11 protein-coding genes are annotated in these 12,271 nt (G+C 69.2%); 8 read left to right on the top strand and 3 right to left on the bottom strand.

Annotated elements, in window-relative coordinates:
- Positions 1 to 22: 22 nt before the first annotated feature.
- From benC to benA, 3 genes are read right to left on the bottom strand one after another with little or no spacing between them, the layout of a single operon-like run.
- On the bottom strand, positions 23 to 2,674 hold the full coding sequence (gene benC / locus BHQ18_RS00580; RefSeq protein WP_069411976.1) for a benzoate 1,2-dioxygenase electron transfer component BenC: 2,652 nt from the start codon (positions 2,672 to 2,674) through the stop codon (positions 23 to 25).
- Between the two features lie 10 nt (positions 2,675 to 2,684).
- Positions 2,685 to 3,206: a benzoate 1,2-dioxygenase small subunit gene (gene benB, locus BHQ18_RS00575; protein WP_069411625.1), complete on the bottom strand. Its 522-nt coding sequence runs from the start codon at positions 3,204 to 3,206 to the stop codon at positions 2,685 to 2,687.
- Positions 3,207 to 3,208: 2 nt separating this feature from the next.
- On the bottom strand, positions 3,209 to 4,582 hold the full coding sequence (gene benA / locus BHQ18_RS00570; protein ID WP_069411624.1) for a benzoate 1,2-dioxygenase large subunit: 1,374 nt from the start codon (positions 4,580 to 4,582) through the stop codon (positions 3,209 to 3,211).
- Between the two features lie 234 nt (positions 4,583 to 4,816).
- Here benA and BHQ18_RS00565 point away from each other — a divergent pair, with 234 nt between their 5' ends.
- The 8 genes from BHQ18_RS00565 to BHQ18_RS00530 all read left to right on the top strand — a co-directional run bounded on the left by BHQ18_RS00565 (position 4,817) and on the right by BHQ18_RS00530 (position 12,201).
- Positions 4,817 to 5,728 (top strand): LysR family transcriptional regulator, encoded by a 912-nt coding sequence (locus BHQ18_RS00565; protein WP_069411623.1) that lies wholly within the window; start codon positions 4,817 to 4,819, stop codon positions 5,726 to 5,728.
- On the top strand, positions 5,725 to 6,828 hold the full coding sequence (locus BHQ18_RS00560; RefSeq protein ID WP_069411622.1) for a mandelate racemase/muconate lactonizing enzyme family protein: 1,104 nt from the start codon (positions 5,725 to 5,727) through the stop codon (positions 6,826 to 6,828). The genes BHQ18_RS00565 and BHQ18_RS00560 overlap by 4 nt, the downstream gene beginning before the upstream one ends.
- Positions 6,829 to 6,881: 53 nt before the next feature.
- Positions 6,882 to 7,769: a catechol 1,2-dioxygenase gene (catA, locus tag BHQ18_RS00555; RefSeq protein ID WP_069411621.1), complete on the top strand. Its 888-nt coding sequence runs from the start codon at positions 6,882 to 6,884 to the stop codon at positions 7,767 to 7,769.
- Entirely contained in the window at positions 7,769 to 8,050 is a 282-nt protein-coding gene (catC, locus tag BHQ18_RS00550) for a muconolactone Delta-isomerase (RefSeq protein WP_069411620.1), read from the top strand. The genes catA and catC overlap by 1 nt, the downstream gene beginning before the upstream one ends.
- Before the next feature lie 71 nt (positions 8,051 to 8,121).
- Positions 8,122 to 9,171: a GH39 family glycosyl hydrolase gene (locus tag BHQ18_RS00545; RefSeq protein WP_069411619.1), complete on the top strand. Its 1,050-nt coding sequence runs from the start codon at positions 8,122 to 8,124 to the stop codon at positions 9,169 to 9,171.
- A gap of 77 nt (positions 9,172 to 9,248) precedes the next feature.
- Positions 9,249 to 10,103, top strand: coding sequence for a siderophore-interacting protein (locus BHQ18_RS00540; RefSeq protein WP_069411618.1), 855 nt, complete (start codon positions 9,249 to 9,251; stop codon positions 10,101 to 10,103).
- A gap of 16 nt (positions 10,104 to 10,119) precedes the next feature.
- Positions 10,120 to 11,280 (top strand): lactate 2-monooxygenase, encoded by a 1,161-nt coding sequence (locus BHQ18_RS00535; RefSeq protein ID WP_069411617.1) that lies wholly within the window; start codon positions 10,120 to 10,122, stop codon positions 11,278 to 11,280.
- Between the two features lie 33 nt (positions 11,281 to 11,313).
- Positions 11,314 to 12,201, top strand: coding sequence for a tyrosine recombinase XerC (locus BHQ18_RS00530; protein ID WP_069411975.1), 888 nt, complete (start codon positions 11,314 to 11,316; stop codon positions 12,199 to 12,201).
- The last annotated feature ends 70 nt before the right edge of the window (positions 12,202 to 12,271 follow it).

Raw genomic sequence — 12,271 nt, 5'->3', positions numbered from 1 at the left:
GGTAGAGGTGGCGCCCGGGGCGTCAGCCCTGATCGCCGCCCGCGACCGGCAAAACGGTGCCGGTGATGTAGGACGCCTCGTCGGAGGCCAGGAAGCAGATCGCCGCGGCCTGCTCGTCGAGGGTGCCGTACCGCTTGAGCAGCGACGAGCCGACGGTCTGCTCGATGTGCGCGTCGAACCAGGCCTGCTCCTGCGCGGACGCCGGGGCCGGCGTGCCGCGCGAGATCCGCCGCGGCGGTGCGGCGGTACCGCCGGGAGCGGTGGCGACGACTCGAATGCCGTTGTCCGCGTACTCCATTGCCAGCGAAGCGGTGATCGCGTTGATACCGCCCTTGGCCGCCGAGTAGGGGATGCGGTGGATACCGCGGGTGGCCGCCGAGGACACGTTGACGATGGTCCCGCCGCCCTGGCGCACCATCGGTGGCAGCGCGGCGCGGCACGCGAACAGCGTCGTCATCAGCGACCGGTCGATCTCCGCGCGGATCTCGTCGGCGCCGAACTCGGTGAACGGTTTGAAGTTGATCGCGCCGCCGACGTTGTTGATCAGCACGTCGATGCGGCCGAACGCCGCGAGCGTCTGGTCGATCACCGCGCCGGCACCCTCGCTGTGTTCGAGGTCGGCGGTCACCGCGATCGCCGGGCCGCCGCGCTCGGCGAGGTCGTCGGCGAGTTCCTTGACCAGCTCGGAGCGGTCGGCCAGCACCAGCGTGCCGCCCTCGGCGTGGATCCGGCGCGCTGTCTGCTCCCCGATGCCCTGCGCGGCGCCGGTGACGACGACGACCTTGCCGCTGAACCGGCCCGGCGTGGTGAACGCGGGCGTGGTGGCGGCCGCGGTGTCGGCCATGGCGCGGCGCATGGTCTGCTTGGAGCGTTCGGCGTGCGCGACGATCAATGCCCGCGCGGTGTCGCGGTCGCCGGATTCGAACGCGTCGACGATCTCGACGTGATCGGTGGCGCAGCGGGGATGACACCAGGTCGCGTTGCGCAGCACATCGCTCATCCGGCCCTTGACGTCGAGGGCCTGGTACGCCTGCAGCAGGTGGGTGTTGCCGGTCAGTGTGAACAGGTAGTCGTGGAAGGCCGCGTTGGTCTGGGTGTACTGCTCGGCGTCGACGAACCGGTCGCCGTCGAGGTAGGGCAGCGTCGACTCGGCGAGCAACCGGTAGCCCGCCAGCTGCTGGCTCGACAACCGGCCCATGGTCAGCTCGAGGGCGCCCAGTTCCAGCGCCGAGCGCGCCTCGAACAGCGCGTCGGATTCGTGGACCTCGGGATGCTCCTCACCGATCTGGTAGCCGTCGTCGCTGACGACGATCGGATCCGCCGCCGTCGGCGTGACCTCGGTCGCCGGCCAGAGGTTCTGTCCGACGATGCCGCGGGCGGCGGTGGGCAGCAGCCGTCCGTCGTCCTCGTCGACGGGGCACGGTGCCGCACCACCGAGCGGAGGAGCCACCAGTTGCCCTGCCACGCTGCGGATCACGACACTCTCATCACCGGCGGGCACGGCAGCGCTCGCCGGGGTGAAGTCGGCGGGCGGCAGCACCGGTTGGCCCGCGACAGCGCGGGCGTCGGGCGCGGGCCGGATCTCGTCGACGGCGGCCGGTGATGCGGCCTCGGCGGTGGACGGTGCCGCCGCGGGCGTCGCAGCGCCCGTCTTGGCCAGCCCGAACTTCTCGTAGTAGAAGCCGGTGGGCTCGATTCCCGCGCCGTTCAGGTGGGTGCGCACGGCCTCGACCATCGGCGGCGGACCGCACAGGTAGATGGCCACGTCGCCGCCGTTGAGGTGCTCGGGACCGATCAGGCTGGTGACGTAGGCGCGGTCGGGGCCTCTGTTGGGCGCGGTGCTGGCCGGGTCGGCCACACAGTAGTCCCACGTGAAACCGGACAGCGCCGAACCGATCTCGGTGATCTCGTCGATTGCGGTGAGATCCTCGTCGGAGCTGACGCCGTAGACGAGATGGGCCGCGCGTGTACTGCCCGCGGCGCGCATCGTGCGCAGCATCGACAGGATCGGTGCCAGTCCGGTGCCGCCGGCCAGCAGCAGCACGGGTCGGTCGGCCTCGCGAAGGAAGAACGAACCGTTGGGGCCGGTGAACGAGATGGCGTCGCCGATCGCGGCGCGCTGGGCCAGGTAGTCCGACATCGCCCCGCCCGGGGTCAATTTGACCAGGAACGTCAGCACGTCGTCGCCGGGGGCGTTGGAGAACGAGTACGAGCGGGTCTGGTCGGTGCCGGGCACGGCGATGTTGACGTACTGGCCGGGCAGGAACGCCAGTTCAGCACGGTTGGGGATCTCGATGCCGATCTTGACGGTGGTCTGCGAAAGGCGTTGCAGCACAGTCAGGGTGCCGGTGTAGGTGGCAGCCTCGGTCTTCGCGGCGTCGGAACTGCTGGCGATCTGCAACACCAGGTCCGAGCGCGGTCGCATACTGCACGGCAGCACGAACCCGGCGGCGGCTTCGTCGGGGGGCAGCGCATCGTCGATGTACGTGCCGCCGTCATAGCTGCCGGACTCGCACAGCGCCTTGCAGGTTCCGCACGCCCCGTCGCGGCAGTCGAGCGGGATGTTGATGCGCTGACGGTAGGACGCGTCGGCGACGGTCTGGTCGGGCCGGCAGTTGATGAAGCGGGTGACTCCGTCCTCGAACGACAGCGCCACCGAGTAGGTCTCGGTCACAGGGATCACCTCAGAAGTGGTAGACGTCCACCACGTGGTGGATGTAGTCGTTCTTGAGCACGACCGTCTTGCGCCGGATCAACGGCTGTTCGCCGGTGAAGTCGATGGTGTAGAAGGACGTGCCGTAGTACGGGTCGACGGTCTTGTACCGGAAATACATGGTGTGCCAGTTGAATCGGACGTCGACGATGTCGCCGCGCCGTTCGATGACCTCGACGTTGGAGATGTTGTGGCTGGTGCGCGGTTCCGGGATCGACGTCGCCGACGAGCGTTCGGTGCGGATGCGGAACACCCGGTCCTCGAGTCCGCCCTTGTTGGAGTAGTAGATGAGCGAGATGTCGCGGGTGGGGTCCTCGACGAGCCGGTCGTCGTCGGTCCACGCCGGCATCCAGTACACGACGTCGTCGGCGTAGCAGTCCAGCCACTTCTCGAACTCCCGGTCGTCGAGGTAGCGCGCCTCGCGGTAGAGGAACTGTTCGATCGCGTTCTGGGTGATCAGCTTGGTGGTCGCCGGTGCTTCGGTGGTCGTCATCGTCACTTCTCCGATTCGTTCTGCAGTGCCTCGCGCATGGTGTGCAGCCAGTAGCCGTGCTGGACGGGGTAGAGGCCTTCGTCTTCGTTCTTCACCCCGGCCGAGACCACGCCGTGCATGCCCAGCGACACGGCGACCTCGTCTGGACCGGACAGCCAGTGCTGGGCGCCGCGGCTCATGTCGTTCCACGGCGCGGCTTCGGCGCGGAACGTCAGCTGGCACGAACGGAACTCCTCGAGATCGTCGGGCGTGGCCATCCCGGACGCGTTGAAGAAGTCCTCGTACTGGCGGATGCGCTGGGTGCGGGCGGCCGCGCTCTCACCCTTGGGGGCGATGCAGTAGATGGTCACCTCGGTCTGGTCCGGGCTGATCGGGCGGAAGTGCCGGATCTGCGTCGAGAACTGGTCCATCACATACACATTCGGATACAGGCACAGGTTGCGCGAACCCTTGACCATGAACTCGCCCTTGGCGTCGCCGAAGGTGGCCTTGAGCTCGTCGAGCTTGTCCCACAGCGGGCGGTCCTGCGGGTTGGCCGCCCACGTCCACAGGCACAGGTGCCCGTGCGGGAACGACCAGTAGCCGCCACCGGACTTGCCCCAGCCGCCCGCGTCGAGAGCTTTCGTCTCGTTCTTGGACTCACCGGTGCTGCGCCGGCTGGTGGTCGCCGCGTAGTTCCAGTGCGTGGCGGTGACGTGATAGCCGTCGGCGCCGTTCTCGGCCTGTACCTTCCAGTTGCCGTCGTAGGTGTAGGTCGACGATCCGCGCAGCACCTCCAGGCCGTCGGGGGACTGGTCGACGAGCATGTCGATGACCTTGGTGGCGTCGCCGAGGTGCTCGGCCAGCGGCAGCACGTCGGGGTTGAGGCTGCCGAACAGGAATCCGCGGTAGCTCTCGAAGCGGGCGACCTTGGTCAGGTTGTGCGAACCGTCGACGTTGAACGAATCCGGGTAGCCGGCGCCGTCGGGGTCCTTGACCTTGAGCAGCGACCCGTCGTTGCGGAAGGTCCACCCGTGGAAGGGGCACGTCAGCGTCATCCGGTTGTCGGTCTTGCGCCGGCAGATCATGGCGCCACGGTGGGCGCAGGCGTTGATCAGGCAGTTGAGGCTGCCGTCCTTGGCGCGGGTGATGACCACCGGTTGGCGGCCGATGTAGGTGGTGAAGTAGTCGCCGGGGTCGGCGACCTGGCTCTCGTGGGCCAGGTAGATCCAGTTGCCCTCGAAGATGTGCTTCATCTCCAGCTCGAAGATCTCCTCGTCGGTGAAGATGCGCCGGTTCGCTCGGTAGATCCCGGCCTCGGGATCGTCGACGACCGCGTCGGCCAGGACGGCGGCGACGCGGCGGTGGTCGGGCGAGACGGATTGCGATGCGGTCATGGGGACCTCCAGCGAGTGGGCCGATTGTGATGCTTCTCTGCACTCTCGCAGCGAGTGGTACCGGTCACACTAGGGCTATGCCTAGTCGTGACTCGGGTGCCGATTGATAAACAAAGACGATCAATAGATGCGTAACAAGTCTTTGTGACTATGGATGATCGCCGATACCGTCGAGGTGTCGGCGGTCACAGTGCACCCCGGTTCGGGAGTGGCGCACACGGAAGGGAAGACGCGATGGAGCTGCGGCACCTGCGGTACTTCGTAGCGGTGGCCGACACCTGCCACTTCGGACGCGCGGCCGAACAGCTGCACGTCGCGCAGCCGGCGTTGTCGTACGCGATTCGCCAACTCGAAGACGAACTCGACGTCACGTTGTTCAACCGCACCACCCGCCACGTCGCACTGACCGCGGCCGGGGAGTTCCTGCGCGCCGAAGCCGCCCGCATCCTCGACGGCGTCGACGAAGCTCAGCGCGGGGTGCGTCGCATCGCCGCCGGCCGCAGCGGCCTGCTGCGGCTGGGCCTGACCGGCACCGCGGCGTTCTCCCACCTGCCGCGGATCGCGCGCGTCGTGCGCCAGGAGTTGCCCGCCGTCGCGCTCGACATCCACGCCGACATGCTCACCCCGGCCCAGTGCGACGGTCTGCGCACCGGCGCGCTCGACGTCGGGGTGCTGCGGCCGCCCGCGGTCGGCGACGACATCGAACTGCGCGCCATCGACGTCGAACCGCTGATCCTGGCGGTGTCCGCCGACCACCGGCTGGCCGCCGAACCCGTGGTGTCGCTCACCGACCTGCGCAGCGAGCCGTTCATCGGCTACACCGGCCAGAACTCGGCCGTCAACGACACCGTCGCGCGGGCCTGCCGCCGGGCCGGCTTCGTACCGCACCGCGAACACGCCGCGCCGGGCACCGCGGTGCTGCTGGCCCTGGTCGCCGCCGGACTCGGCATCGCGATGGTGCCCGCGTCGGTGCGTTCCCTGCCATTGCACGGCGTCGTGTTCCGCGACCTGCTCGACAGCGCCACCATCGAACTGGCACTGGCCTGGCGGCGCGGCGCCGACAACCCCGTCGTCGATGCCGTCGTCACCGTCCTGTCCGCCGCCTACACGCCGGTCGAAGCCGCCCTCACCGAGGAGATCCCATGAAAATCGTTGCCGTCGAAGCCATCCCGTTCGCCATCCCGTACCGCAAACCGCTGAGGTTCGCCTCTGGCGAAGTGCGGACCGCCGAACACGTGTTGGTCCGGGTGCGCACCGACGAAGGCGTCGTCGGCGTGGCCGAGGCGCCGCCGCGTCCCTACACCTACGGCGAGACCCAGGACGGCATCCTCGCGGTGATCCGCCAGATCTTCGCCCCGCAACTCGTCGGGCTGACGCTGACCGAACGCGAGACGGTGCACACCCGCATGGCCCGTACGGTGGGCAACCCGACTGCGAAAGCCGCTGTGGACATGGCGATCTGGGACGCCCTGGGGCGCACCCTCGACCTGCCGGTCACCGCGCTGCTCGGCGGCTACACCGACCGGATGCGGGTCAGCCACATGCTGGGCTTCGACACCCCGGAGAAGATGGTCGCCGAAGCCGAGCGGATCAACGACGACTACGGGATCACCACCTTCAAGGTGAAGGTGGGCCGGCGCCCGGTCACCCTGGACACCGCCGTGGTGCGGGCGCTGCGCGAGCGCTTCGGCGACGCCGTCGAACTGTATGTCGACGGCAACCGCGGCTGGACGGCCGCCGAGTCGATGCGGGCAATGAAGGACATGGCCGACCTGGACCTGCTGTTCGCCGAGGAACTGTGCCCCGCAGACGACGTGCAGGGCCGGCGCTGGCTGGTCTCCCATCTCGACATCCCGTTCATCGCAGACGAATCCGTGCCGACACCGGCCGACGTCACCCGCGAGGTGCTGGGCGGGTCGGCGACCGCGATCAGCATCAAGACCGCCCGCACCGGGTTCACCGGATCGCGGCGGGTGCACCACCTCGCCGAAGGGCTGGGCGTGGAAGTCGTGATGGGCAACCAGATCGACGGTCAGATCGGCACCGCGTGTGCGGTGGCGTTCGGCTCGGCGTTCGAGCTCACCGCGCGCCGCGCCGGCGAGCTGTCGAACTTCCTGGACATGTCCGACGACCTGCTCGCGAACCCGTTGACGATCCGCGACGGCCACCTGCAGGTGCCGCCGGGCCCGGGCCTGGGAATCGACATCGACACCGACAAGCTCACCCGCTACCGCACCGACAACTGAACACGCCCAGTCCATTTGACCAGCGCAGCCCAAATTCCGAAGGAGATCACGCCATGACCACCATCGAACGCATCGAGCATCGGTCCGACACCCAGACCGCCAGCGCCGCGGCGTCGGGCGCCTCGGCGACCGAGCGATTCCATGCCGACAAGTCGCCGTACGACGCCGTCAGGGACACCCCGGCCGAGCGGGTCGACCTGCTGGCTCGCGAAGTGCTGTCGGCGGTGCACGACACCATCCGCCGCCACCGCGTCACCTACGACGAGTACAACGCGCTCAAAGCGTGGCTGATCGACGTCGGCAACGATGGTGAGTGGCCGCTGTTCCTCGACGTCTGGGTGGAGCACGTGGTCGAGGAGGTCGCCACCGACCACCGTTCGGGCAACAAGGGCTCGATCGAAGGCCCGTACTACGTGCCGGGGTCGCCGGAACGCGGTGCGCGCGGCACGATCCCGATGCGCGACAATGAGCAGGGCACCCCGCTGGTGTGGGAGGGCCGCATCACCGCCACCGACGGCACCCCGCTGCCGGGCAAGGTCGAACTCTGGCACGCCGACGCCGACGGCTTCTACTCGCAGTTCGCGCCGAACCTGCCCGAGTGGAACCTGCGCGGCACGTTCACCACCGGCGACGACGGGGAGTTCGAGATCCGCACGATCATGCCGGCGCCCTACCAGATCCCCACCGACGGGTCCTGCGGCAAGCTGATCGCCGCCGCCGGATGGCACGCCTGGCGGCCCGCACACCTGCACGTCAAGGTGTCCGCCCCGGGCTACGAACTGCTCACCGCGCAGCTGTACTTCCCCGGCGACCCGCACAACGAGGACGACATCGCCGCCGCGGTCAAACCCGAGCTGATCCTCGACCCGCAGCCGCACACCGGCGGTGCGCGCAGGGTCATCTACAACTTCGTCCTCGACCCCGAACGGGCCGGTGCCTGATGCTGTTTCACGTGCACATGGACGTCAACCTGCCGCCGGATCTCGATCCGGCGCAGCGCGACGACATGGTGACCCGGGAGAAGGCCTACTGCCAGGAGCTGCAGCGCGCAGGCAAGTGGCCGCACATCTGGCGCATCGTCGGCGAGTACGCCAACTACTCCGTTTTCGACGTCGACACCAACGACGAACTGCACCAGATCCTTTCGGGGCTGCCGCTGTTCCCCTACATGGACATCACGGTCACCCCGCTGGCGGTGCACCCGTCCGATCTGCGCGGATAGCGGGGCTGACCCGGGGGCGCCGCCGCCGCGACGAGGGGTCGGCGGCGGTCGCGCTCGGGTAGGTTGTCGCCATGTACCAGCGGCTGCGCAGCGTGATCGCCCGGGTCGCCGTCACGGCGTGCCTGATCGCGGTGACGCTGTTCGCCGAGACAGCCACCGCGCGCGCCGAGTCGGTCATCGCACCGGCCGACGGCTACGGCTTCAGCGTCGGAGCGCCCATGACCTGGATGAGCTACGACGAGGCCGAGGGCGAACTCGACGCGGCGGCCAAGACCGGCGCGTCATGGCTGCGGGTGTTCATCGACTGGAGCCGCGTCGAACCGATGCCGGGCGCCTACAACTGGGGCTACGTCGACCACTGGATCGACGGTGCGCTCTCGCGCGGCATCAAGGTGCTCGGCCTGATCGGGTACAGCCCCGACTGGGCCCGCGCCCCGGGCGTCTACTTCACCGGACCGCCGACCGACACCGCGGTGCTGGCCAGCTTCGTCAAGACGGTGGTGCAGCGCTACGGCGACCGCGTCTCGAACTGGGAGATCTGGAACGAGCCGAACATCCCGCTGTTCTGGGGTTACCTCGGCGACCGGGCGGCCGGCTACACCGAACTGCTCAAGGCGGCCTACCCGGCGGTCAAGGCGGTACAGCCGGACAGCACGGTGCTCGCCGGCGGGCTGAGCCCGGCGTTTGCGCCCGACGCGCCACCCACATTCGTCGCCGAGATGTATGACCGCGGCGCCAAGGGGTACTTCGACGCGATGGCCATGCATCCGTATGTCTTCCCGCACGGCCTGGCGGCCGACACCCACAACGGGTGGTCCGACGTGGAACGGGTACGCGAGTTGATGGTGGCCAACGGAGACGGCGACAAGAAGATCTGGATGACCGAGATGGGTGCGCCGACCAGCGCCCCGATCGCCGACGGGGTCAGCGAACAGGAGCAGGCCAAACAGATCCTCGACGGGCTGCGGCGCGCGGCGCAGACCCCGTACAGCGGTCCGGCGTTCATCTTCTCGATCCGCGACTCCGACACCGCCAACCGGGACAACCGCGAGGACAACTTCGGGGCCCTGGTCACCACCGACTGGCGGCCCAAGGCGGCGGCCGCGGCCCTCGCGAGGTAGCGGCCCCCGGGCGATATCGCGCTCGTATAGTTGAAAATGCCGACCGGTACGGACCGGTCGCCGAGTTTGGAGGAACAGTGGCAGGGCGTCCGATTCACACATTCGAAGTGGTGCGCACCGAAGAGCTGACACCGCACATGATCCGACTGGTGCTCGGCGGTCCGGGATTTGACACCTTCACCCCGAACGACTTCACCGACGCCTACGTCAAGCTCGTCATCGTCGACACCGCCATCGACGTCGCCGCCCTGCCGCAGCCGCTGACGATGGACAGCTTCGCCTCGCTGCCGCCCGAGAAACGCCCGACCGTGCGCACCTACACCGTCCGCAACGTCGACCCGCAGCGCCGCGAACTGTGCATCGATTTCGTCGTGCACGGCGAACACGGTGTCGCCGGGCCGTGGGCGGCCGCCGCGCAACCCGGGCAGCCCGCCTACCTGATGGGGCCCAGCGGCGCCTACGCGCCCGACCCGGCCGCCGACTGGCATCTGATGGCCGGCGACGAAGCCGCCGTTCCCGCGATCAGTTCCGCGTTGGAAGCGTTGCCCGACAACGCGATCGGTCGGGTGTTCATCGAAGTCGCGGGCCCCGACGACGAGATCCCGCTCAAGAAGCCCGACGGCGTCGAGGTGCGCTGGATCTACCGTGGCGGGCGCGCCGACCTGGTGCCCGAGGACCAGGCGGGCGACCACGCGCCGCTGATCGCGGCGGTCAAGGAGACCCCGTGGCTGCCGGGCCAGGTGCAGGTCTTCATCCACGGTGAGGCGCAGGCCGTCATGCACAACCTGCGGCCCTACATCCGCAAGGAACGCGGCATCGAAGCCAAGTGGGCGTCGTCGATCTCCGGGTACTGGCGGCGCGGCCGCACCGAGGAGACCTTCCGGCAGTGGAAGGCCGAACTCGCGAAAGTCGAGGCCGGACAGGGCGGCTGACTGGCAAGCTGACCGCATGACCTTCGGCAACTACCAGTTCGAGATCTACCTGCAGGGCCTGTCGGGCATCGTGCCCGAACTCCCGATGACGTTCGCGGACTGGGAGGCCAAAGCGGAGTCCGCGATGCCGCCGTCGGTCTACTCCTACGTCGCCGGCGGCGCGGGCGACGAGCGCACCCAGCGGCTCAACCGCACCGCCTTCGACAACTGGGGCCTGATGCCGCGGATGTTCCGCGCCACCCGCGAGCGCGACCTGTCGGTGAACCTGTTCGGCCTGCAGTTGCCGTCGCCGGTCTTCATGGCGCCGGTCGGGGTGATCGGGATCTGCGCCCAGGACGGTCACGGTGACCTCGCCACCGCCCGCGCCGCGGCCCAGACCGGCGTGCCGATGATGGTCTCCACCCTCACCGAGGACCCGTTGGAAGACGTCGCGGCCGAATTCGGTGACACCCCAGGGTTTTTCCAGCTCTACACCCCGACCGACCGGGAACTGGCGGCCAGCCTCGTGCACCGCGCCGAAGCGGCCGGATACAAGGGCATCGTCGTCACCCTCGACACCTGGGTGCCCGGCTGGCGACCCCGCGACCTGTCCACCTCGAACTTCCCGCAGCTGCGGGGCCGGTGCCTGGCCAACTACACCAGCGACCCGGTGTTCCGCGCCGGCCTGGCCCAGCCGCCGGAGGAGAACCCGCAGGCCACCGTGCTGCACTGGGTCGGGCTGTTCGGTAACCCGCTGACGTGGGACGACCTGCCGTGGCTGCGGTCGCTGACCGATCTGCCGCTGATCGTCAAGGGCATCTGCCACCCCGACGACGCGCGGCGCGCCAGGGACGGCGGCGTCGACGCGATCTACTGCTCCAACCACGGCGGGCGGCAGGCCAACGGCGGGCTCGCCGCGATCGACTGCCTGCCCGGCGTCGTGGCGGCGGCCGACGGGCTGCCGGTGCTGTTCGACTCCGGTATCCGCAGTGGCGCCGACATCGTCAAGGCGTTGGCGCTCGGAGCCACCGCAGTCGGGATCGGGCGGCCCTACGCCTACGGTTTGGCGCTCGGCGGGGTCGACGGCGTGGTGCACGTGCTGCGCTCGCTGCTCGCCGAGGCCGACCTCACGATGGCCGTCGACGGGTATCCGACGCTGGCCGATCTCACTCCGGACACATTGCGGCGCGTCACCTGAGCGGTGCGGCCGGCGTCTGCCACGGTGGATGCCGTGGAAGCCGTCCTCGACGAGTTCGACGAGTACCTCGCGCTGGAGCGTGGGCGCTCGGAGCACACCCGTCGCGCCTACCTCGCCGATCTGCGGGCGCTGTTCGCGTTCGTCGACTGCGGGTTGTCCGGGCTGGACCTGCCGAGGCTGCGGTCCTGGCTGGCCGCCCAGGCCGCTGCGGGTGCCGCCCGCTCCACGCTGGCGCGACGCACGTCGGCGGTCAAGACGTTCACCGCGTGGGCGGCCCGGCGCGGCCTGATCGACACCGACCCGGCGGTGCGCCTGCAGGTGCCCAAGGCGCATCGCACGCTGCCCGCGGTGCTGCGCCAGGACCAGGCCCTGGACGCGATGGCCGCCGCGAAATCCGGTGCCCAGCAGAATGATCCGCTGGCTCTGCGTGACCAGCTGATCGTGGAACTGCTGTACGCCACCGGGATCCGGGTCAGCGAGCTGTGCGGGCTCGACATCGACGACGTCGACATGCCGCGGCGGCTGCTGCGGGTGCTGGGTAAGGGCGACAAACAGCGCACCGTGCCGTTCGGCGAGCCGGCGCAGGCGGCGCTGTCGTCGTGGCTGGACTCCGGCAGGCCCGCGCTGGTCACCGCGGATTCGGGGCCTGCGCTGCTGCTGGGTGCGCGCGGGCGTCGCCTCGACCCGCGGCAGGCCCGCACCGTCGTGCACCAGACGGTTTCGGCCGTCGACGGCGCACCGGACATCGGGCCGCACGGGTTGCGGCACAGCGCCGCGACGCATCTGCTGGAGGGCGGGGCCGACCTGCGGGTGGTGCAGGAGTTGCTCGGGCATTCGTCGTTGGCGACGACGCAGTTGTACACGCATGTGACGGTCGCGCGGCTGCGGGCGGTCCACGACCAGGCCCACCCGCGCGCGTAAGTTGGCGATTTCGGGGCGCTACCAATGGGTGAGCGACTGTTAGCGCCCCGAAATCACAGAAGGAGAGGAT

The organism is Mycolicibacterium flavescens (assembly GCF_001722335.1).
GTDB lineage: Bacteria > Actinomycetota > Actinomycetes > Mycobacteriales > Mycobacteriaceae > Mycobacterium > Mycobacterium flavescens.
Note: the sequence above shows the minus strand (reverse complement) of the source record. Positions and strands in the feature narration are given on the sequence as shown.

Bases quoted from the DNA above. Each gene is read 5' to 3' on its own strand.
- benB (WP_069411625.1), bottom strand. From the start codon at position 3,206: ATGACGACCACCGAAGCACCGGCGACCACCAAGCTGATCACCCAGAAC.
- benA (WP_069411624.1), bottom strand. From the start codon at position 4,582: ATGACCGCATCGCAATCCGTCTCGCCCGACCACCGCCGCGTCGCCGCC.
- BHQ18_RS00565 (WP_069411623.1), top strand. From the start codon at position 4,817: ATGGAGCTGCGGCACCTGCGGTACTTCGTAGCGGTGGCCGACACCTGC.
- BHQ18_RS00560 (WP_069411622.1), top strand. From the start codon at position 5,725: ATGAAAATCGTTGCCGTCGAAGCCATCCCGTTCGCCATCCCGTACCGC.
- catA (WP_069411621.1), top strand. From the start codon at position 6,882: ATGACCACCATCGAACGCATCGAGCATCGGTCCGACACCCAGACCGCC.
- catC (WP_069411620.1), top strand. From the start codon at position 7,769: ATGCTGTTTCACGTGCACATGGACGTCAACCTGCCGCCGGATCTCGAT.
- BHQ18_RS00545 (WP_069411619.1), top strand. From the start codon at position 8,122: ATGTACCAGCGGCTGCGCAGCGTGATCGCCCGGGTCGCCGTCACGGCG.
- BHQ18_RS00535 (WP_069411617.1), top strand. From the start codon at position 10,120: ATGACCTTCGGCAACTACCAGTTCGAGATCTACCTGCAGGGCCTGTCG.